At 55.0% G+C, this 21,353-nt stretch carries 20 protein-coding genes; 15 read left to right on the top strand and 5 right to left on the bottom strand.

What is annotated here, in order from left to right; all coding sequences use genetic code 11:
- Positions 1–24 precede the first annotated feature (24 nt).
- The 4 genes from HH216_RS04235 to HH216_RS04220 all read left to right on the top strand — a co-directional run bounded on the left by HH216_RS04235 (position 25) and on the right by HH216_RS04220 (position 4,667).
- Positions 25–1,509 (top strand): M20/M25/M40 family metallo-hydrolase, encoded by a 1,485-nt coding sequence (locus tag HH216_RS04235; RefSeq protein ID WP_169549660.1) that lies wholly within the window; start codon positions 25–27, stop codon positions 1,507–1,509.
- A gap of 63 nt (positions 1,510–1,572) precedes the next feature.
- Positions 1,573–1,968 carry an FtsL-like putative cell division protein gene (locus HH216_RS04230; RefSeq protein ID WP_169549659.1) on the top strand — a complete coding sequence of 132 codons (396 nt, stop codon included), beginning with the start codon at positions 1,573–1,575 and terminating at the stop codon, positions 1,966–1,968.
- Positions 1,955–4,126 (top strand): penicillin-binding protein, encoded by a 2,172-nt coding sequence (locus tag HH216_RS04225; RefSeq protein WP_169549658.1) that lies wholly within the window; start codon positions 1,955–1,957, stop codon positions 4,124–4,126. The genes HH216_RS04230 and HH216_RS04225 overlap by 14 nt, the downstream gene beginning before the upstream one ends.
- 7 nt (positions 4,127–4,133) lie before the next feature.
- A complete protein-coding gene (locus tag HH216_RS04220; RefSeq protein ID WP_169549657.1) occupies positions 4,134–4,667 on the top strand; it encodes a DUF2911 domain-containing protein in 534 nt (177 codons plus the stop codon).
- On the opposite strand, the gene HH216_RS04215 is transcribed toward HH216_RS04220, so the two are convergent.
- Positions 4,668–5,618, bottom strand: coding sequence for an alpha/beta hydrolase (locus tag HH216_RS04215; RefSeq protein WP_169549656.1), 951 nt, complete (start codon positions 5,616–5,618; stop codon positions 4,668–4,670).
- 346 nt (positions 5,619–5,964) lie between these two features.
- Between HH216_RS04215 and HH216_RS04210 the strand changes: the two genes are divergently transcribed.
- Positions 5,965–7,116, top strand: coding sequence for a sigma-54-dependent transcriptional regulator (locus HH216_RS04210; RefSeq protein ID WP_169549655.1), 1,152 nt, complete (start codon positions 5,965–5,967; stop codon positions 7,114–7,116).
- 70 nt (positions 7,117–7,186) lie between these two features.
- Here the strand turns inward: HH216_RS04210 and HH216_RS04205 are convergent, their stop codons facing one another.
- Positions 7,187–8,257, bottom strand: coding sequence for a long-chain-fatty-acid--protein ligase (locus HH216_RS04205; RefSeq protein WP_169549654.1), 1,071 nt, complete (start codon positions 8,255–8,257; stop codon positions 7,187–7,189).
- Positions 8,258–8,296: 39 nt separating this feature from the next.
- Here HH216_RS04205 and HH216_RS04200 point away from each other — a divergent pair, with 39 nt between their 5' ends.
- The gene (locus HH216_RS04200) at positions 8,297–8,842 is read left to right on the top strand and encodes a hypothetical protein (protein WP_169549653.1); all 546 of its coding nucleotides are present in this window, start codon (positions 8,297–8,299) and stop codon (positions 8,840–8,842) included.
- Positions 8,843–9,021: 179 nt separating this feature from the next.
- On the opposite strand, the gene HH216_RS04195 is transcribed toward HH216_RS04200, so the two are convergent.
- The gene (locus HH216_RS04195; protein WP_169549652.1) at positions 9,022–10,212 is read right to left on the bottom strand and encodes a sensor histidine kinase; all 1,191 of its coding nucleotides are present in this window, start codon (positions 10,210–10,212) and stop codon (positions 9,022–9,024) included.
- A 334-nt stretch (positions 10,213–10,546) separates the two neighbouring features.
- Between HH216_RS04195 and hemA the strand changes: the two genes are divergently transcribed.
- The 9 genes from hemA to priA all read left to right on the top strand — a co-directional run bounded on the left by hemA (position 10,547) and on the right by priA (position 19,871).
- Positions 10,547–11,845, top strand: coding sequence for a glutamyl-tRNA reductase (hemA, locus tag HH216_RS04190; protein WP_169549651.1), 1,299 nt, complete (start codon positions 10,547–10,549; stop codon positions 11,843–11,845).
- Positions 11,846–12,037: 192 nt separating this feature from the next.
- Complete coding sequence (locus tag HH216_RS04185; protein WP_169549650.1) at positions 12,038–12,628, top strand: DUF4230 domain-containing protein; 591 nt, start codon at positions 12,038–12,040, stop codon at positions 12,626–12,628.
- An 89-nt stretch (positions 12,629–12,717) separates the two neighbouring features.
- On the top strand, positions 12,718–13,278 hold the full coding sequence (locus tag HH216_RS04180) for a YqgE/AlgH family protein (protein ID WP_169549649.1): 561 nt from the start codon (positions 12,718–12,720) through the stop codon (positions 13,276–13,278).
- Positions 13,279–13,392: 114 nt separating this feature from the next.
- Positions 13,393–14,007 (top strand): porin family protein, encoded by a 615-nt coding sequence (locus HH216_RS04175; protein ID WP_169549648.1) that lies wholly within the window; start codon positions 13,393–13,395, stop codon positions 14,005–14,007.
- A gap of 122 nt (positions 14,008–14,129) precedes the next feature.
- Entirely contained in the window at positions 14,130–14,603 is a 474-nt protein-coding gene (locus HH216_RS04170; RefSeq protein WP_169549647.1) for an NADH-quinone oxidoreductase subunit A, read from the top strand.
- Positions 14,604–14,694: 91 nt separating this feature from the next.
- A complete protein-coding gene (locus HH216_RS04165; protein ID WP_169549646.1) occupies positions 14,695–15,231 on the top strand; it encodes an NADH-quinone oxidoreductase subunit B in 537 nt (178 codons plus the stop codon).
- Positions 15,231–16,184 carry a hypothetical protein gene (locus HH216_RS04160; RefSeq protein ID WP_169549645.1) on the top strand — a complete coding sequence of 318 codons (954 nt, stop codon included), beginning with the start codon at positions 15,231–15,233 and terminating at the stop codon, positions 16,182–16,184. The genes HH216_RS04165 and HH216_RS04160 overlap by 1 nt, the downstream gene beginning before the upstream one ends.
- 158 nt (positions 16,185–16,342) lie before the next feature.
- Entirely contained in the window at positions 16,343–17,239 is an 897-nt protein-coding gene (locus HH216_RS04155) for an Abi family protein (RefSeq protein WP_169549644.1), read from the top strand.
- Between the two features lie 106 nt (positions 17,240–17,345).
- Positions 17,346–19,871, top strand: coding sequence for a replication restart helicase PriA (gene priA, locus HH216_RS04150; protein WP_169549643.1), 2,526 nt, complete (start codon positions 17,346–17,348; stop codon positions 19,869–19,871).
- A 77-nt stretch (positions 19,872–19,948) separates the two neighbouring features.
- Here the strand turns inward: priA and HH216_RS04145 are convergent, their stop codons facing one another.
- A complete protein-coding gene (locus HH216_RS04145) occupies positions 19,949–20,719 on the bottom strand; it encodes a hypothetical protein (RefSeq protein ID WP_169549642.1) in 771 nt (256 codons plus the stop codon).
- Between the two features lie 138 nt (positions 20,720–20,857).
- On the bottom strand, positions 20,858–21,286 hold the full coding sequence (locus HH216_RS04140; RefSeq protein WP_169549641.1) for an ABA4-like family protein: 429 nt from the start codon (positions 21,284–21,286) through the stop codon (positions 20,858–20,860).
- Positions 21,287–21,353 lie beyond the last annotated feature (67 nt).

The raw sequence follows: 21,353 nt of genomic DNA, 5'->3' as shown, positions 1-21,353 counted from the left end.
CACAACAGCCTCATACAGCCTCCTATGAATAACCTCTCCCTGTCCCGACTGGTGCTACTTTCGCTCGGCACCGCCGGTCTGCTTTCGTTTGCTTCGTTCGACGGGGCTCCGCTCGACAAAACCTTTGCCCGGATCAATACCGAAGTGCTCGAACACAGCCGCGCCTACGAAACGCTGGCCGATGCGTCGCAGAAAATCGGGCACCGGCTAACGGGAAGTGCCAACGGGGCCAAAGCCGAAACCTATGCCCACGACCTGCTGCAATCGTACGGTTTCAAAGATGTACAGTATGAACCGTTTGAGGTTGAAGCCTGGAGCCGCGACACGGTGACGCTATCGGTTGTGCCGAACCGTAGCGATAATTTCCGGGAGATAAAAGTCGTTTCGCTGGCGCATTCGCCGGTAAAGGCGAAGATCGAAGGCGAAATTATCGACGTGGGCAACGGGCTGGAAGGTGATTTTGCTGAACTCAAAGATCAGATAAAAGGCAAGGTCGTGCTGGTCAATATCGGGCTGGCGGCACCGACGAAAGGTGCTCGTAACCTGCACCGTTCGGAGAAAACAGCCCTCGCCATTCAGCACGGAGCCATTGGTGTCATCATGGTCAATCTGGTGGCGGGCAACGTGCTGCTGACGGGGACGGCGTCGGTGACGGGCAAGCTCATCCCGATTCCATCGGTTTGTATTTCGCTTGAGAGCGGGCAGGCGCTGCGTAGCTGGATGGCCGAAGAACCGAGTCGGCTGCACGCGCAGATCAACATGACCAACAAGAGCCAGAAGATTCGGGCGCGCAACGTGATCGCGACGTTGAAAGGCACCGATATGCCCAACGAAAAAATCATCGTTGGTGGTCACCTCGACTCGTGGGATCTGGCAACGGGCGCTATTGACAATGGTATCGGCTCATTTGCCGTTATGGATATTGCCCGGACGTTCAAAGCGTTGAAATTGAAACCCAAGCGGACCATTCAATTCGTGCTGTTTATGGGCGAAGAGCAGGGCCTGCTTGGCTCGCGGGCAATGGTCGTCAATCTGAAGAAAAAGAACCAACTCGATCAGGTGCGCTACGTACTCAACCTCGACATGACCAATGATCCGAAGGGACTGAACGCCTTCGGCCGCACCGACATGACCACCATGCTGACCGACCTGGGCGAAACGATGAAGCGTACCGATCCGGCTTTTGCCAATCAGCTGAGCAATCAGGCCGGGCTGCACTCCGATCATCAGCCGTTTATGCTGGAAGGCGTACCTGTCGTGGGGATGAATGGTCACCTCGACCGCAACGTACTCGATTGCTACCACGCCGACTGCGACAAACTTAATCTGGTCAATGCCGATCAGCTGAAGAATACCGTGCGCTACTCGACCATGCTGCTCTACGCCCTCGCCAACGCCGAAACCATCCCGACCAAACGCCAGACCGACAGCCAAACGCACGATTATCTGGTCGCGCAGGGCCTGCGGACGCCCCTTCAGATTGCCAACGAATGGCGGTGGAAAGATTGAGTCGCCAACTGCTGTACGCGGATGATTTTGTTACTTTGTAGTGCCCACTAGCCCGTCGTTGTCATGGCAAAAAACACCTTTGGAACACGCCCTAATTCCCGACCGGCAGGGCGTGGAAGCCGGGCAAAATCGCAGTTCTGGGCTTCGCTGGACCGATTTACGCACTGGCTGGTTGGGGAAGAAAACTCCTGGGCGTCGAACAACTTCTGGCGTATAGCCTGGGTAAGCCTGCTGATGGGCGTCTACATTTACTTCAACCTGCGGGCCGAAAGCCTGGTGCGTCGAATTCAGTCGTCCCGTCTGATACTCGACGAGAAACGGTCGCAGGCCACCGTACTACGGGCTGATTTTGACAAAAGCGGACGGCAATCGGAGATAATGAAGCGCGTCGCCGACCTTGGCCTTACCAACGGCACAACTCCACCCCACAAACTCATTATTGATCGTGGCGAACCATAAAGAACAGATCATCGAGCGGGCCAAACACGTGTCTTACCTGGTGTTTGCCCTGGCCCTCTGCGTTATCGGCCGGCTGATCTACGTACAGTATTTCGACAGCTATCAGGGCCGAAGCTGGAGCGACTGGAAGCAGAAAGACTTTCCGGTCGATACCATCCGTGCCATGCGGGGGAATATCTATGCCGTCGACGGAAGCCTGATGGCCACATCGCTACCGTCCTACGAAGTTGGTATCGACCCCACCGTTGCCAAGGAAGACTATTTCCGGTCTAAAGTCGATTCGCTGGGTTTGTTGCTGTCGCGCATTTACGGCGACCGTACCCCCCGCGACTACACGCAACTGGTGCGCGATGCCCGGCGCAAAAAGCGGCAGTACGTTTTGCTGAGCAACCGGTACGTTACGTTTGAAGAGCGGCAGGAAATGCTCAAATGGCCGTTTTTCCGGTCCAGCGGGCGGGTATCGGCGCGGGGTGGTGTGCTGCGCGCGCATTACGAACGCTATCATCCGTTTGGTACAATGGCCGAACGGACGATCGGTAATCTAGACCCGAAAACGCACCGTGGGCAACGGGGGCTGGAAGCCAGTTTTCAGACGGCCCTGGCTGGTCACGATGCCGTCGGCGAAGTCGAATTGCTGTCGGGTGGCGTGCGTAAACCCGTTTCCGATGGACCAGAGATGAAGCCCGAACCCGGCATGGACCTGTATACAACCATCGACGTCAACTACCAGGACATGGCCGAATCGGCGCTGCGGACGACGCTGGAAAAGTACAATGCCGCCAAAGGGTGCGTGGTGGTGATGGAAGTGGCTACGGGCGAAATTCGGGCAATGGCAAACCTGAGTCGAGTCGAAACCCGAAACGGAGCCAGATACATCGAAACCTTCAATCACGCGCTGGCGGGTGGCTCGGACCCCGGTTCAACGTTTAAGCTGGCAACGATGATGGCCTTGCTGGAGCGTAAAGCCATTTCGCTCAATCAGCCCGTAGCCACCGGCGACGGCATTGCCCGCTGGAACGGCCGCACCATCCGCGATGCACACCGGGTTGGCTTCGGCACGCTCACGGCCCGGCAGGTGTTCGAAAAATCGTCGAACGTGGGGGTTCACCTGCTTATGCGCAGTTACTTCTACTCCCGCCCGGCCGATTACTGCCGGTTGCTGCGGCAGTTTCACCTCGACAAGAAAACGGGTATTCACATGGTGGGCGAAGCGCAGCCGTTTCTGCCTAACCCTGATATGAAAGGCTGGAGCGGACAGTCGGCCACGTCGATGTCGATGGGGTACGAAATGCGGCAGACACCCCTGCAAATGCTGACGCTGTACAATGCCGTAGCGAATGACGGTTTCTGGGTACGGCCCATGCTAGTGCGGCAGGTAAAACTGGCCGATGAGGTCAAGATCGAAAACAAGCCGTTTGTGTCATCGGAGCGGATTTGTTCACTGTCGACCATCCGACAGGTGCAGAGTCTGCTGCGGGGGGTGGTAGAAAACGGAACGGCTAAAAAGATTGCCAGTCCGTACTACACCATTGCCGGAAAAACCGGTACGGCCCAGAAAATTGAGAATGGCCTGTATAAAGTCGGTAAGTACAACACCTCGTTTATCGGCTACTTCCCGGCTACCAAACCGAAATACAGCATGATCGCGATGGTCGACAGTCCGCAGGGCGATAACGTCGATCTGTTGTATGCCGGAGCCGTGTCAGCACCTGTATTCAAGGAAGTCGCTGATCGGATCATGGCCTACGACGTGCAAATGCAGAAGCCCATCCGCGAACGGTCGGCGGGCAAGACACCGGAGTTGCTGGCGGGTTACGCCGACGATATGCACACCATCGATTCGGTGCTGGGCGTGAAACAGCGGGTAAACGTGGAAGGCTGGGTCGAAGCGGGCGAGAAAGGCCGCTGGGCCGAGCGGGCTACCCGGGCCGGTCATGTGCCCGACGTGCGCGGCCTGACCCTGCGCGATGCGCTGTTCCTGCTGGAAAACCGGGGGCTGCGGGTCGTTGTGCAGGGTAGGGGCAAAGTCACCGATCAATCGATCAATCCCGGAACATTAGTAAAGCAAACCCCGGCCCGGCAAATTAGTTTGACGTTGAAGGAGCCCGATCTGCCGTCGAAAGCCGATAGTCTGACTACTAAACGCCGTTCCTCCTGACTTACACATGAAACGAATTCTGATTATCATCGGCGTCATCGCCGTCGTATTGCTGGGTGGTTACCTGACCCTGCGTAGCATTACCAAGTCGAAGAGCCCCGAAGCCGTTGCCCAGGTCAATCAAAATGGCCTGTCGATTCGGGTCGACTATTGCCAGCCCTACAAAAAGGGGCGCAAGATCTTCGGCGGACTGGTACCCTACGGACAGGTCTGGCGAACGGGTGCCAACGAAGCCACTGTCGTTGATTTCGATCAGGACGTGTTTGTGGCCGGTCAGCCGCTCGCCGAGGGTAAGTACTCGCTCTGGACCATTCCGTCGCAGGACGGCTGGATCGCCATCTTCAACCGCGAAACCGGGCAGTGGGGTACCAACTACGATCAGACAAAAGACGCCCTGCGCGTGCCGGTGCCGGTTCGTAAGCGGGCGCGGATGGCCGAGCAGTTTTACATCAGCTTCATGCCCGACGATCAGGGTACCGACATGGTTCTGGCCTGGGACCTGACCGAAGCCATCATCCCCATTCGTAAGCGCGACAAGTAATCAGCGGTGAAACTCCGTTGCAAAAAATTGGAGTACACCCGGTAAACTGCCGCGCCAGTAGGTCCAGTTGTGCGCTCCATCGCGAACGCGGTACTCGTGCGGAATCTGCCGCTTCGTTAGCGCGATGTGCAGGTTGGCATTGCCTTCGCTCAGTGCATCGTCGTCGCCACAATCGATATACCACCGCACTTTTTTCAGGTCGTTCACCGGGGCCGACTGCGCCAGAATAATCGGGCTGTTACGCTTCCAGGTCAGTGTCAGCCGGTCGGCACCACTAACTGGCCCGCTCAGTATCGGTGCCAGCATCCGATTATACAGTTCGCCCGGCATGGCCGTTAGTGTCTCATCGGTAACAGCCGCTGCGCTCAGGGCCGCGCAGGCACCAAACAGGTCGGGATGGTGCATGGCCAGCACGAGCGATCCAAACCCACCCATCGACAAGCCCGATATGGCCCTGAACTCGCGCTGGGTGCGGGTCCGGAACGTTGAGTCGATATGCGGAATCAGCTCCTGCACAAACATATCTTCGTAGCGTACCTGATTGTGGTAATCGTTGATGAAAAAGCTGGTACCGCCGTTGGGCATGACCAGAATAGCCGGTGGTAACTGCCCCGCCCGGACCCCGTCGTCGACCGTACGGTCGGCTTCGCCAAACTGCACCCAACTCGTTTCGTTGTCGCCGTAGCCGTGCAGCAGATACACCACCGGGTAGTGCCGATTCGAGGTGTAGTAATCGGGTGGCAGGTAAATCGAGTAGCGCACCGCTTGATTCAGAATCGAACTGCGCAGGAGCATACCTTCCAGCAGACGGGCCTGCGGAGCCGCCACAACCGGCACGGGCGTGTTGGCTGTCGATGGATTGGTAAGCTGCGCCCGGCGACGCGACTGTGCCGATGCGGGTAGCAGACTCGTCAATAAGAAGCTGACAATAAGTAGTAAACGGACAGACATGGCGTAGAGGAGACAAAAATTACCCAACCCACCGCGTTATTTTCGTCGGTGTGGGTAGTCATAAGCCGCGTATGGCTCTCATGACGGTGACTCTGAAAAGTAAACGTACATGGACGGTGAATGCTTACCTGAACAGACTGTTTTGGCCGATTTTTTCTGTTCTTAGCCCGAAAAGGCAACCATTACTTCCCAAATGGTGATTGGTATACACTAAGGCGAACGGCCTTTTACCAATTAGTGAACAAAATCTACAGGAACGCAAACAAATTTGCGGGTGGTATCTTACCAACCCGTTGTAAATATGCCTACTTTCGGGCAGCTAATCCAATGACAATCGGTGTGATATATGGCTAAACTGCTCATCGTTGACGACGAAAAAGCTATCCGGGCAGCGTTGCGTGATATTCTGGAATACGAAGGTTACGAAATCGACGAGGCCCGCGACGGCGAAGAAGGCTTGGGAATGTTGCAGCGGACACAGTATGATGTGGCGCTCTGCGATATCTCGATGCCGAAACTCAACGGGCTGGAAATGCTTCAAAAAGCGCGTGAGACCAGCAAAGGAACTCAATTCGTGATGATCTCGGCGTACGGTAACGTCGAAAATGCGGTCGAAGCTACCAAAAGCGGGGCTTTCGATTTCGTTACCAAACCACCCGATCTGAACAGGCTGCTCATCACCATCCGCAACGCCATCGAACGGGCTAAGCTGGAGCAGGAAACGAAAACGCTCAAGAAGCGTATCTACAAACTCAACGAGATTGTGGGCGAATCGGACCCGATCCGGCGGGTGAAAGAAACCATCAACCGGGTGGCGGCTACCGAAGCGCGCGTCCTGATTACCGGGCCAAACGGGTCGGGTAAGGAAATGGTTGCCAAGCAGATTCACGAGAAAGGCAACCGATCGGCGATGACTCTTGTAGAAGTCAACTGCGCAGCCATTCCCAGCGAACTGATCGAGAGTGAGCTGTTTGGTCACGAGAAAGGTGCCTTTACCGGTGCTGCGGCCCGGCGCGTGGGTAAATTCGAGCAGGCTGATGGCGGTACGCTGTTCCTCGACGAGATCGGCGATATGAGCCTGTCGGCGCAGGCCAAAGTGCTTCGGGCGTTGCAGGAAAACAAGATTACCCGCGTCGGTGGCGATAAAGAGATAAAGGTCAACGTGCGGGTGATGGCGGCAACGAACAAAGATTTGCGGCAGGAAATTGTCAATGGCAACTTCCGCGAAGACTTGTTCCACCGCCTGAGCGTTATCGTGATTCACGTACCACCCCTCGCCGACCGCCGTACCGATATTCCGTTGCTGATCGACAAGTTTTTGCAGGACATCGCGACCGAATACGGTGCCTCGCCCAAAGACCTGACTTCCGACGCTATGTCGTATCTGCAATCACTACCCTGGACGGGTAACGTTCGCGAACTCCGCAACGTAGTCGAACGACTCGTGATTATGTGTGGCGACGAAATCAACCTCGAAGACGTACGCGCTTACGCGTAATGATTGAATGAGTGAGTGATAGAATGATTGAATGGGCTGGCGCAAACTATTCAATCATTCTATCACTCACTCATTCAATCATTAAATTACACCCCCGAATATCGGAATTGTCGAACCGGCCGATGACGCGGAAATGGCCGTCGGTGCCGACGTATTGCCCGAGGTCCTGCGTTTCGATGAACGAACAGGAGTCGAGGTTAGCCAGATCAATCACGTTGATGCCGCCGGTTCGGGTGTAGCCATCGGGGTATTTGTAGAATGGGTCGTTGATATCGCGCAGCAGCACCTGCAATGTCGGGCTGGGGCTGAATACCCCTTCACCCGTTGAATAAGCCTGCGACAGCAGTTCGGTCATGCCGTATTCAGAGTGAATACGCGGCACACCAAGCCGATGAGCCAGGATCTGGTGTACCTCATCCCGCAGCAATTCCTTCCGACGTCCCTTCATTCCACCCGTTTCCATCACAATCAGATTGGGGTTGTCGCGCAGAAACGAAAAATCCGTGCCTGATTCTGCCCAGTCGAGCAGGCCAAACGTAACGCCAATCAACAGAACGCGGGGTTTATCGGGCCGGGTGCTCAGATGCCGCAGTCGGGCAGTTAGTTCGTCGTGATCGTTCAGGAAAAAACCCGAAAGCGGGTGCGCTGAGCGGTCCATAAATTGGCGAACCATATACACCAGCGACGAGTTATTTCGTTCAAGATAAGACGGTAACAGCGCCAGAATCGCTACGTTGTCGAGCGGGCCGTAGGTTTGCTCAAACAGACGGATACTGACGGCGTCGTACAGGGGTGGGTCAGCTACGTAATGCCGGCTGGTTTGCTCACCGGTTGTCCCGCTACTCGCAAACGTCAGCAACGAGTCGGCTGGTGAATCAACCGAACCCTCGTTCGACAAAACCTGCTGCGTTTTGAAGAAACCAATCGGCATGAACGGAATCTGACGTAGATTGGTAACCGAGTCGGGCCGGATGGTCAGCAGGTCGAGAAAGCGGCTGTAAACCGGGTTCGTAGTGGCCTGATAACGAAACACATCCAGTGCCAGCGGTTCAAAAGACCCGGCGTCGACATCGAGAAGACGCGCGCGAAGGGCTTGCCGCCGGGCTGCTGTTTCGGTAGAAAGCGTAAGAGGAAACGACAAAATAACGAATACGTTTTATAGCAACACGAGTACAACAGTATGCGCCGGAAACAAATTCAACCGTACGTGCTCACGATTGGCATAGCTCTGCTGATGATGGGCTGTTTCAACGAACCTAACTATTCCAACACGCCCGCCATCGACTTTCGCAGCATTTTCCCCTACGAAATTGCCGCCGGTTCGGGTGTCGGTCAGTCACGGCGCGATTCGGTAGTGGTTACGGTTGGCTTCAAAGATGGCGACGGCGATCTGGGTATTTCGCTACCTGTTTCGAAGGCCGATTCGGCTCTGTATTTCGGCAATGGCGGGTGGGGTAATTACCGTATCCGCACGTTCCGGTTGGTGCGGGGGCAATATCAGGAAGTGATTATTCCGGTCAACACAAGTTTGTATTTCCCTGATCTGGCGCGCAACAAGCCAAAGGGACCCATCGAAGGCACGCTGGATTTCAGCACTATTTTTCAGTACGGTACCAGCTACCAGCTCTACCCGGTCAAGTTTCAGATTCAGATTCGCGACCGCGCCCTGAACGTCAGCAACACTATCGAAACCGACACGATCTCCGTACCCTTCCCCCGGAACTAGAGTCGGTACGTAGTTTTCGGTTTACGGTACACGGTTTACATTGTCCCCGACAGCTTCCAGCTGTCGGAGCCGTAGGCTAAGTGCGATTACTTAATTAGCCGCTGACGCGGCTTCGACATCGGACCGCCGAAGCGGCTGGAAGCTGTCGAGGACACCGTAAAACCGAATACCGTAAACCCCTATCCGTTCAGTACAATACGGAAGGTGGTGCCTTTGCCGACTTCCGAACTCTTGACGAACAACCGGCCGCTGTGGTACTCTTCCACGATACGCTTGGCCAGCGTCAGGCCCAGACCCCAGCCGCGTTTCTTGGTGCTGAAACCGGGGTTGAACACCTTCTGCATGTTGGCTTTTGAGATGCCCTTACCCGTGTCGGTGATGTCGATAGCGATACGCTGATTGGGCAGTTGCTGCATGGTGAGTCGCAATTCGCCCACACCTTTCATCGCGTCGACGGCGTTTTTGCAGATGTTCTCGATAACCCACTCAAACAGCAACCGGTTGATCTGCACGGTCTTTTCTGTCGGCAACTGACTCGACAGGCTCATCTTTACTTTCGTTGAAATCCGCTTCGCCAGATAATCGGTCAACTGACTGACGACATCGTTGATGTTTTCGTCTTTCAACGTCGGAACGGAGCCGATACTGGAGAAACGGGCGGTAATCGTTTCCAGCCGCTTGACATCCTTCTCGATTTCGTCGGTAATCGACTCGTCATACTGTGCCGTGTCGGAACGCATAAACTCGACCCACGCCATCAGCGACGATAGCGGGGTGCCCAGCTGGTGGGCCGTTTCTTTCGCCAGCCCGACCCAGACCCGGTTTTGCTCGGCCCGGCGCGACGAACTGAATGCCAGATACGCCAGCAGCCCAAGGGCCAGCAGGATGGTCAGCAGGGCATACGGAAAGTAAGTGAGCTGCCGGAGCAGGGGCGAATTGTCGTAGTAAACCAGCCCCCGTTCGCCGGTGCCCATCTCGACCACTACCGGGCTGTGCCGTTCACGCATGTCGGCGATGATGCTTCGGAGTTCCCGCTGCGTTTCTTCCGCACTCAGGCCCGCGGTTAGGGTGATGTTGTTGGGCTTGGAAATTTCGTTGTTTGGGTCGACGTAAATAGCCGGAATTGTGCTGTTGGCTTCCAGAATCTCACTCGTCACAAACGTCAGGTCGCCGGAGTTGATGTGGTTAGGGTCGACGAGGTAGGCGATGCTCTTTGCGTAGAGTTGTACGTATTGCTGTTCGCGCTGTTCAAGCCGCTCAATCAGCCGGTTGGTGTACAGCAGCGAGCCCGTACCGACCAGCAGCAGATTGACTGCGACGATAATTTTGAGAATGTTGTTCTGGTTGTAAATGTCAAACGACTTCAGCATACGCTCACTGGGTTGAACGACCGGTTGAGTAGCAGACCGTTCACTAAAAATCAACAGCTGGGTTGTTACAAATCTACAGAGACTCGGCGACTAAGCCCATGCTTTCCAACTAGTCCCTGTAGAACAAGAACGACGAAGCACGGGTAAATAATGCGATTGACGAACGTCTGATCGTGCCCTGCTGTTGTCAATAAGAATAGGATTCTGTTTAGACAGGATCAACTAGTTTGGACGGATTCTAAATAGTTGAAACCCGTCCGCAACCAGTTACAATGTCCGGTATTTGTGGCGTAATTTTGTGTTGGCCAATGGCCATTTAGCGCGTTCTGTTACCATGTTAAATACCTTCCGCTCGATTAGTCTGTCGTACAAAACGGCACCGCTTCAGGTCCGCGACCTAATTGCACTGAACGAAGAGGAGGCCAGGCGTTTTATGCTTCGGCTGCGGGATTTCTTTGCCCTTACCGACCTGTTGGTCATCTCTACCTGCAACCGGACCGAGGTGTATTACGCTGTCGATCCGGCCAGCGCGGAAACCGATATCAGTACCGAAATTACCCGACTCCTGCTGATTGAAAAAGGACTGACGGACACGGCCGCTTACCTGCCTTACTTCGACGTATTCAGTACCCACGAAACCGCCGTTCGGCACCTGTTTGAAGTGTGCACCGGTCTGCATTCGCAGGTAGTGGGCGACATGCAGATTCCGAATCAGGTAAAGCAGTCGTACCAGTGGTCGGCGGATCTGGACATGGCCGGGCCGTTTCTGCACCGGCTGATGCACACGATCTTTTTCACCAACAAGCGGGTGGCGCAGGAGACGTCGTTCCGCGATGGGGCCGCGTCGGTATCGTATGCCGCCGTTGAGCTGATCGATGAGCTGATGAGTGTGCAGGTGACGCCAAACATTCTGGTCGTTGGTCTGGGCGAAATCGGAACGGACGTGTTCCGCAATCTCGATGCGCGTAAGCTGGGTAATCTGACGCTTATCAACCGTACCCGCTCGAAAGCCGAAGCCCTCGCCGAAGGAACCGAATACCGGGTAGCCGACTGGGCGGACCTGACCAGCGAGATTCAGCAGGCCGACGTTATCATTTCGTCGGTACAGCGCGACGAGCCGCTCATTACGCTCCAGTTGCTGAAGAACCTGAACGTATTGACGTACAAATATTTCGTTGACCTGTCGGTGCCGCGTAGCATCGATGCGGCCGTTGAGCAGATTCCGGGCGTACTGGTCTACAACATCGACCATATCCAAAGCAGGGCCGACGAAGCCCTTAACCGGCGGCTGGCGGCTGTTCCGCAGGTAGAATCGATCATTTCGCAGGCTGTCGCTGAATTTGGCGACTGGTCGAAGGAAATGATGGTGTCGCCGACGATCAATAAATTGAAGAATGCGCTGGAGCAGATTCGTCGTGACGAGATAGCCCGGCACATCAAGCACCTGACGCCCGACGAATCGGAGAAAATCGACCGTATCACGAAGGGTATCATGCAGAAGATCATCAAACTCCCCGTATTGCAGCTGAAAGCGGCCTGTAAGCGGGGCGAAGCCGAAACGCTGATCGACGTGCTCAACGATCTGTTTGACCTTGAGAATCAGACAGCCGACGAGCCCAAGCGGTTCTTCTAATCGGTTGTTTTGTACTCAAAACGGTGAAGCCCGAACCTGTCGACAGGTTCGGGCTTCACCGTTTTGAGTATACCCGTCTGTACAAAAAATACGCCCTGGATGTTTACTGTTCGGCGCGTTACTTTTCGTTATTATGCTATTCAGAATAACAACCCATTCGCAGGCCTGCACAAGGCTGTATTTGTACGTACCATGTCTCGTTTTATAAATACCCTGATCCGGTTATTCCTGATCGTGCTGGTTGTCGTTGGTCTGATCGCTGCCTGGGAGCAAATCCGGGGGTTTAGCCTGATGGACCGGTTTCGGCGCGACGGACAGACGACTCAGTACATCGTTCTGAAGGAAGTTACAGCGCTGGGGCGGCTCGAACTGGTCAGGTATACGTTCAAGGACATTGTCGAACACGAGCAGGTCAACGCGTTACTGCCCAACGCCAACGCCGTGCTGATCGTAGAGGGAGAAGCGACCGGCTGTATCGATCTGACCCGTGTCCGGGCGGAGGACGTGCAAAGTACCGACGACTCCATCACGATTCGGCTACCACAACCGGAACTGTGCGGCTGGAAAGTTAACCACGACCGTTCGCGGGTATACGATACGCATTTCGCTTTTCTGGACGAGTCGCAACTGGTTAGCGATGCGTACCGGCAGGCCGAGAAGCAGATTAAACAATCGGCACTGACTGGTGGTATTCTCATGCAAACCCGCCAAAATGCGGATCAACTACTGCGGCCACTGCTGGCGCGTATATCGGGCAAAAAGGTAGGACTACGGTTCGACTAGCGGATAGTGAATCCGACTGTATAGTGATTTCGTATAGTAATGACCTGGCTACCTGTCGCCGACAAGTGACCAGTTTACTCACCTCACCCATGAATGATAATCATACTGCCGTTTCGACGGGAAGCCTGCTGGTTGCCGAGCCATTTTTGGGCGATGGTAATTTCGACCGTAGTGTTGTATTGATCTGCGAATACAGCCCGGCCGGTTCATTTGGTCTGATCATGAATCAGGCTACTGATCTGCAACTCAGTGATGTCCTGGATGATGTTTACGCTGACCTGCCGTTGTTTGTTGGCGGACCGGTTCAACAAAATACGCTGCATTTCATCCATCGCCGTCCCGACCTGATCGACGGGGCCATTCAGGTCGATCAGGGGCTGTACTGGAGTGGCGATTTTGAGCAGGTGAAGCAGGCGGTCAATATGGGAACGCTAACCGAGAAGGATATTCGGTTCTTCCTCGGCTATTCGGGTTGGGACGGCGGGCAACTGGCTAATGAAATCAAGCATAAGTCGTGGATTGTTACCCGCGCTAACGCCGATTTCCTGTTCGACACACCCGTGATTGATTTCTGGCGCGACGTGCTGAAACGAATGGGGGGCATGTACCAGACGATTGCGCACTATCCCGCCGACCCCAGTCTCAATTAGGACGTAATCGGCGGGGTGCCGCGCAGCGGAGGCAACCATGTTAACGTTTTTTAAGCCAATTTTACGGGCTGAACGCGCGTTATCGGGAATAACTGCGTCTCTGAATCATCCCGTATGCACACATCTCGACTGCTTGTCATTGCCATTCTGTTTGCCTTTGCCATCCCGCTTGCTGCCCGCGCGCAGAGCAACAAGCTGTATGGTGGTCACTTTGGGTTGAAACTGGGGGCCAACCTTAACCGTATTACGATCTCTGGTACGACGCAAAATATCCCCAAGCAACGTCTCGATCTGGTGCTGGGTGGTATGTACCGCTACCGCATCAACAAATTCGTGGCGCAGCCGGAAGTATTGCTGTCGTTGAAAGGGGCTAACTTCCAGACCGAAGTAACGGGCGGTAACCGGGCAACGACCAAAATTTCGTACCCCTACCTGAGCGTTCCGTTGCTACTGGGGTACATTCCCACCGAGGGGCTAACGATTCAGGCCGGTCCTGAACTTAGCTACGCCATCACAGGCGGTCAATCGGGCGGGCCGGGTGCTACGACCGATATTGGTGCAGTGCTGGGCATTCACTACGACTTCCTGGATATGCTGGACAAGTTCAGCCTGAACCTGCGTTATATCTACGGGTTCAACAACGTGTCGCCCGAAGCCGGTGCCAATTATTACAACCGGGTGTTTCAGGCGGCTATCGTGTACAACCTGTATCCGAAAAAGAAAAAGTAAGGCTTACGGTACATAGTTTACGGTTTACGGCGGTCACCGTGGCGCGGTCTGTCGTACGGTGGCTGACCCTGTACCGCTACGCGCACTGTAAACCGGGTACCGGAAACCATAAACTGTCATTCATGCTATCTGATTTTGGCGCTATCCTGCTGTTTATAGTAGCTGCCTTCGCGTTTATAGCGGTGGTGCTGTTTGGTGCTCGTTTGCTACGGCCCAGCCGCCCTAATGTCGAGAAGAACAGTACGTATGAGTCAGGGGAGGAGCCTGTCGGTAATGCGAACGTGCAGTTCAACATTCGGTTTTACATCGTCGCACTGGTATTCGTCCTGTTCGATGTTGAGCTGGTGTTTCTTTTCCCGTGGGCCACAGTCTTTGGTCAGGCTCGGCTCATCGAAGCGACAGACGGACGCTGGGGCTGGTTCGCCCTGACGGAAGTGGTACTGTTCGTATTGGTGCTGGCGCTAGGGCTGGCTTACGTCTGGGCGAAGGGTTACTTGGATTGGGTGAAGCCGCAGCCAAAACTCCCCGTCATAGAAACTAAGGTGCCCGCCGACTTGTATAAACAAGTAAACGAACGCTATAAATCCAATGATTGAATGGATGAATGATTGAGTGATTGAATCGGAATCGTGGTACGTCAGCCCATTCAGTCATTTAATAACTCAATCATTCAATCATTCAGTTAACATGGAAAAGACCGGCGATACAGGGGTAATTTTGCTCCGCTCTGAAGAACTGCTTAACTGGTCGCGGGAGAAATCGCTGTGGCCGCTGACGTTCGGGCTGGCTTGCTGCGCCATCGAGATGATGGGGGCTATGGCATCGAACTATGACCTCGAACGATTCGGCATTTTCCCCCGGCCTTCTCCCCGGCAGGCCGATATCATGATTGTGTCGGGAACGGTAACCTACAAAATGGCGGACCGTATCCGGCGGCTGTACGAGCAAATGGCCGAGCCCCGCTACGTGATCTCGATGGGGTCATGCTCTAATTGTGGTGGGCCCTACTGGCAGCACGGTTACCACGTTGTGAAGGGAGTCGATCGGATTATCCCGGTGGATGTATATGTGCCGGGGTGCCCACCGCGCCCCGAAGCCCTGATCGATGGTTTTCTGAAACTACAGGAGAAAATCCGCACGGAACACCCGTTGCTGGGCAATAAAGAAATCGTACTTTCGGACGACAAACCTGCCGAACCCGACGATTTTTTGCCCCGCGCTTAATGAAGCACCTCGCCCTTGCGTTTCGACAAACAATAGCATCGCTGCCGATGGTGGGGCTGATCTACGCTCTGACGTTGGGGTTGGCACTGCTGGTCGCGCTGCCGCTGTACAGTACGCTGACGACGGAGGCTCAGGGGTCGCTGGCTTTTCTAAATCTGCTGTCCGGTTTCGATTATACCGTCGTCACCGACTTTATGAAGCGCAGTGGACCGGCGGTAAAAGCCGTCTTTGGCGCGGTACGCTGGCTGAACCTGACTTATCTGCTGCTGACCATCTTTCTGACGGGCGGTATTCTCCTGCGCTTCGCTCAGTTGACCAGCTTACAGGATCGCCCGCTGGGGGCGGGTAGTCGCTTTCGGGCGGGCCTGTTCTGGGAGGGCTGTAGTCATTATGTGGGGCGAATGCTGCGGCTGTTCGGCGTTACTCTGCTGTTTGTACTCGTCACGGGCATTATCTGGATCATCATCGGTATTCTGGTGGGTGGTGCTGTCAGCAGTGAATACAGCGAGCGGGAGGTGTTCGGCGTTAGCATACTGTTCTTCGGACTGTTCGCCGTCACGACTACGCTGCTGCTCTGCATCGGCGACTTCGCGAAAGTGTTGCTCTTCCGCGCCGACGCGCATGGAGCGTTCCGCGCGTTTGGGCAGGCCGGGCGGTTTGTTTTAGCTAATCCGCTCAGGACGTACGGCCCTTACCTGTTGTTTATTCTGATTGGAACGGGGTTTTTCGCGCTGTACTTCCTGCTGGAAAACATGCTGCCAGTCGACGGCTGGCTGATGATTGCCGTACTGTTCGTCATCCAGCAGGTGCTCATCGCCGTACGTGTCGGCTTGAAAGTTGGATGGCTTGGTACGGCTTACGGCATCGCGCAAACGCTACCCCAGCCTGCGGTACGGGTGCAGGAACCGCAGCCGATTCAACAGCCCATCCGCGAACAGCCCGACGAGTTGTAGGTCGCGTATCAGCCGCACGGATCGGCTACGAATATCCCCGTAGTAGTAGGGTAGCGATTTGTCTTTTACTGTTAATATGAATAACTTTGTATCAACATGCTCACCCCGCTTCCCTTCAGAACAGCGCGCTCAGGGTGAGCTTTTTATGTTTATAGGCCATGAGTAGAGTTGCTTATCGCAAACCGGCCCTTATCTATCAGGAGCAACTCGACCAACTAAAAAACCGGGGCTTACTCGTGCAGGATGATGCCAAAGCCATGCATTTATTGGCTCAGGTCAGTTACTACAGGCTAAGTGGCTATTGGTATCCACTCCTGTCTGACAAACGCACACATCAGTTTAAGCCGGGCTCAACGTTTGAAACGGCATTTCGGCTGTATTGCTTTGACCGGGAACTACGCAAACTGGTATCGGCGGAATTGGAAAAGATCGAAGTAGCTGTTCGGGCGCAGATGATCTACGTTCTCTCGCATACCTATGGCCCTTTCTGGTTTGCCGACCAAGCACTGTTCGCAAACGGAGTTACTCATGCGAAGACAATGGCCAGCCTTACAACTGAATATGGCCGGAGCGATGAGGAATTTATCAATGCTTTTCAGCAGAACTATACCGACCCGCTTCCCCCAAGCTGGATGCTACTTGAAATTGCATCGTTTGGCTCACTATCCATGCTCTACAAGAATCTTGTCGCAGGCCATGCCAAGCGGAGAATCGCTAACCAATTTGGTCTGGATGAAAAAACGTTCACATCTTGGCTGCACAGCATCGTTTACTTGCGAAATACATGTGCCCATCATGGCCGGTTGTGGAATCGGGCAATGAGCATTCAACCCCGGATTCCCCGAAAGCCCCAAAAGAAATGGCTGACCAGCCAAACAGTCAATAACGACCGTACTTATTTCGCGCTCTCGATGATTCTGTTTCTGCTACAAACAGTAAATCCAAAACATCGATTCCTGAAAAAATTGGATTCGTTGTTCAGCTCATATCCTGAGATCGATAAAGCGGCTATGGGGTTTGAAACAGGATGGCAGAAAGAACCGCTCTGGCAATAAGACTCCTGACGCAACCCCGGCACGCCTTTTTTGGAGCGGCTGGAATTCGCGGGACCGGCGCGGGGTTTTCTGTATATTTACCTGACGTACCGCCCGCACCCAACTTGTGGAAAACGCCGATCTCTCGCTCTTTTCAACCCTCGACACCGACGAAGTTACCGTCTTCGCCGACCTGATTCTGCCCATACCCGTTCCCCGGCTATTTACCTACCGCGTCCCGCGCGGCATGACCGATCTGCTGCGCATTGGTGCCCGCGTCATTGTACCGTTTGGCAAGAAAAACAGCCGCGTCCTGACCGCTATCGTCGCCAAACTGCACAACTCCCCCCCGACTGCCTATCAGGCCCGCTACATTAGCGAAGTGCTCGATGAATACCCGCTCGTGACCGGCTATCAGCTCGAACTGTTCCGGTGGATGGCCGAATACTACATGTGTACGATTGGCGAAGTAATGAACATTGCCCTGCCGTCGGGCCTGAAGATTTCGAGTCAGTCGAAGGTGCAGTACAACCCCGATTTCGACTATCCCGAACTGCTCACCGAGTTTGAAGCGGTGTTGCTTGTCGAACTCAAAAAACAACCCGCCCTCTCGTATGATGAACTTGGTCGGCTGGCGGGCGAAGGCACCAATGTACCGGCCCTGATTAAGTCGCTGGTGGGGAAACAGGCGGTAATCGTGTTTGAGGAAGTCAAGGAAAAGTACATCCCGAAGATGGTGCGCAAAATCCGGCTGCACCGCAACTACGAAGAACGGGAGCAACTACTGGTGCTGCTGCAACGGCTTGAAAAGCTGCCCAAGCAGCAGGAGGTGGTGATGCGCTACCTGAGCCACGTGCCGATGCAGCGCAACCCCGAACTGAACCAGAAAGGACTCGACAAAACAATTCTGAATCAGGATGATGAACTGTCGCAGTCATCGCTGGCGACGCTCGTCAAGAATCAGGTGTTCGAAACGTTTGAGGTGATTCAGCCGCGCTTCGCCGACGATCACGCGCCACAGGTGGAGATCCGCCTGACGGAGCATCAGCAGCGGGCGTCGGACTCGATCATGGCGCAGTTCGAGAGTCAGAATGTGGTGCTGTTGCACGGTATCACGGGCAGCGGTAAAACGGAGGTGTACATCAACCTCATTCAGCAAGCGCTGGCCGGTGGCTCGCAGGTGCTGTATCTGCTGCCCGAAATCGCCCTGACCACCCAGATCGTCGTGCGGTTGCAGCGCGTATTCGGTGACAAAATGGGCATCTACCACTCCAAATTTTCGGACAACGAACGCGTCGAAGTCTGGAAGGGCGTCGTGTCGGGGCGGTATCAGTTCGTGGTTGGCGTGCGCTCGTCGGTATTTCTGCCGTTCGACAATCTGGGGCTGGTGATCGTCGACGAAGAGCACGAAACGTCGTACAAGCAGCACGACCCCGCGCCCCGCTACCACGCCCGCGACGTAGCGATTATGCTGGCCCACTGGCAGCAGGCTAAGGTGCTGCTTGGCTCGGCCACGCCCGCGCTCGAAACCTACTATCAGGCGAAGCAGGGGCGGTATGGGCTGGTCGAACTGTTTAACCGCTTCGGCAACGCAACCCTGCCCGACATTCGGTTGGTCGATACGAAGCGGGAGAAGCAGCAGAAAAGCATGAAGCAGGAGTTTTCGTCGGTGCTGTTGGAGTCGCTGGGCGCCAATATGGATCGCCGGGAGCAAAGCATACTGTTTCAAAACCGGCGCGGCTATTCGCCCTACATGCAGTGCGAAGACTGCGACTGGACGGCTGAATGCGACAACTGTGCCGTTAGCCTGACCTACCACCAACGCGACGCCGAACTGCGCTGTCACTATTGCGGGCACAAAGAGCAGGTGCCGCGTACCTGCCCGGCCTGCGGCTCTACGAAGGTTAAAACGATTGGGTTTGGTACCGAAAAACTGGAAGATCAGCTCCAGATTTTCTTCCCCGACTCGAAAATACTGCGGATGGACCTCGACACGACCCGCGCCAAAAACGCCTACCAGCAGATCATTCAGGAGTTCGAGACGGGTGGCATCGATATTCTGGTCGGGACGCAGATGATTACCAAAGGACTCGACTTCGACAACGTCAGTCTGGTCGGTATTTTCGACGCCGACCGCCTAATTCGCTTCCCCGATTTCCGGGCTACCGAACGCTCGTTTCAGATGCTGACGCAGGTCAGCGGGCGGGCCGGGCGACGGGCGGGGCGGCAGGGTACGGTGCTGATTCAGACGGCCAACCCACAGCAGTCTATCTTGCAGAAAATCATCCAGAACGACTACATCGGCCTGTACGAAGAAGAGATTCAGGAGCGGCAGAATTTCAACTACCCGCCCTTCTGCCGCCTGATAAAACTGACCATCCGCCATACCGATAAGCGAATCAGTCAGCAGGCAGCCGACCGGCTCGCGGCCGAACTCACCGACGCCCTCGGTAGTAGCCGTGTCCTCGGTCCGGAAGAACCGCTGATCGAGCGCATCCGCAACCAGTTTCTGTTCGACATTCTGATCAAACTCGAACGCGACAAGGTGAACGTGAAAGCCGTGAAAGCCTACATTCAGGACCGCATCAACGATATTCTGACCGACAAAGGCTTACGGCAAGTCAGCATCGTCGCGGATGTCGATTGTTTGTGATCAGTATGGTCTCAAGCAGCATCCTTGCTGTTTACTTTCCTCAGCCAACAAACAGCAAGGATGCTGTTTGAGACAAGTTACAAACCCGCGATCAGCGGCCGACCGGCCAGGGCTTCAAGCAGCACCCAGCTAACGGCCCCGACGTAGACTATCGCGAACAGAACCGTCTGGAACGGGCGACGCGCGATGTAGTAGCCGAACAGGGGAATCAGTTGCAGGGCGTGCATCCCGAAAAAGTGAGCGATACGCAGGTCGCCGTGCTGCGTACTCCAGTTGATGCCCGGCAGGCCCGCCCCGCCGTCGGGTGCGCCTACCGTGTGGGCCAGCCGGGCCGCCATCATCCCACCCTCGAAGGCAAACACGATGAAAATCAGCATGCCCAGTCGAATACCCCACAGGTAGGTACCGCTTAACTCGTCGGGTCGCTGTAGCAGGAACAGTATAGCAATGTACAGCGTCCACAGTATGGCGATAGTGATAGCGACACCCATCAGCGAAAACAGGATGCCACCCGTTGCTGACTTTACGTTGAAGTGCGACAACTGACCCAAACCCGCCTTCACGACAACAACTACCAGTTCAAACGCCAGAATCAGCGTAATTGCCCACGAGTAAATCCGCACGCTTCGCTGCTGACGCAGATAACCCATCAGCCAACCCATCGTCCAGACAAAGATGCTGGATGACAAAAAAAACTTGACGGGTTTGACAAATGCATTGATACCCAGCACCTGCACATTGGTAATGAGCATCAGCCCCACGCAGACGACGGCACTGATTAAGCAAATCCAGCCAAACGCCGATAGGATGGGGTTGCGTTGTCTGAGCGTTGTAAAAAATGAGTTCATCGGTTCAACAGCTAGTGGTTGATCGTCCCCGGCAGCTTCCAGCTGTCGGAGCCGTCAGGCTAAATGGCCGGAGTTCTGTTAGCCGCTATCGCGGCTCCGACAGCTGGAAGCTGTCAGGGACATAGTTGCTCAGTACAGTCAGGTCAGAGCGCGTGTGCGAACGGTACGAATGATCCAGTAGAGCAGCAGCCCGACCGGCCCCAGCATAAAGCAGAAAAACAGCGGTACGATAACCAGCCAATGCGGTATTTGCCGGGCCTGTGCGTCGCGCACCACCACCGACCCCGCCACCAGATCGAACGCCAGGTAATGCACCCAGCCCGCCAGCATAACCCCGTCGCCCCCGTTGGCGAACAACGCTTTTATCCCCGCCAGCGAACCAAACGACCCAAAATCGACCGGTCCGCCCTGAAACAGATAGCTAACGTAAATGACAGCCAGGCAAACCGGAATCAGGTATGAATTCATCAGCCAGCGCGTCACCGACCAGCGCGGAGCCACCACCATTAGCAGCCACTGCGGCAGCACCAGCATATTTGCCAATTGGAAGACCTTTTCGGGAGACATAGAATTTTCAACACGGAGGCACAGAGAACACGGAGAAAAGTTACTCAAAAACGGCTTGGTTCTCTAT

Origin of the sequence: Spirosoma rhododendri (assembly GCF_012849055.1) — a bacterium.
Lineage (GTDB): Bacteria > Bacteroidota > Bacteroidia > Cytophagales > Spirosomataceae > Spirosoma > Spirosoma rhododendri.
This window is presented reverse-complemented; position numbering and strand designations above follow the sequence as displayed.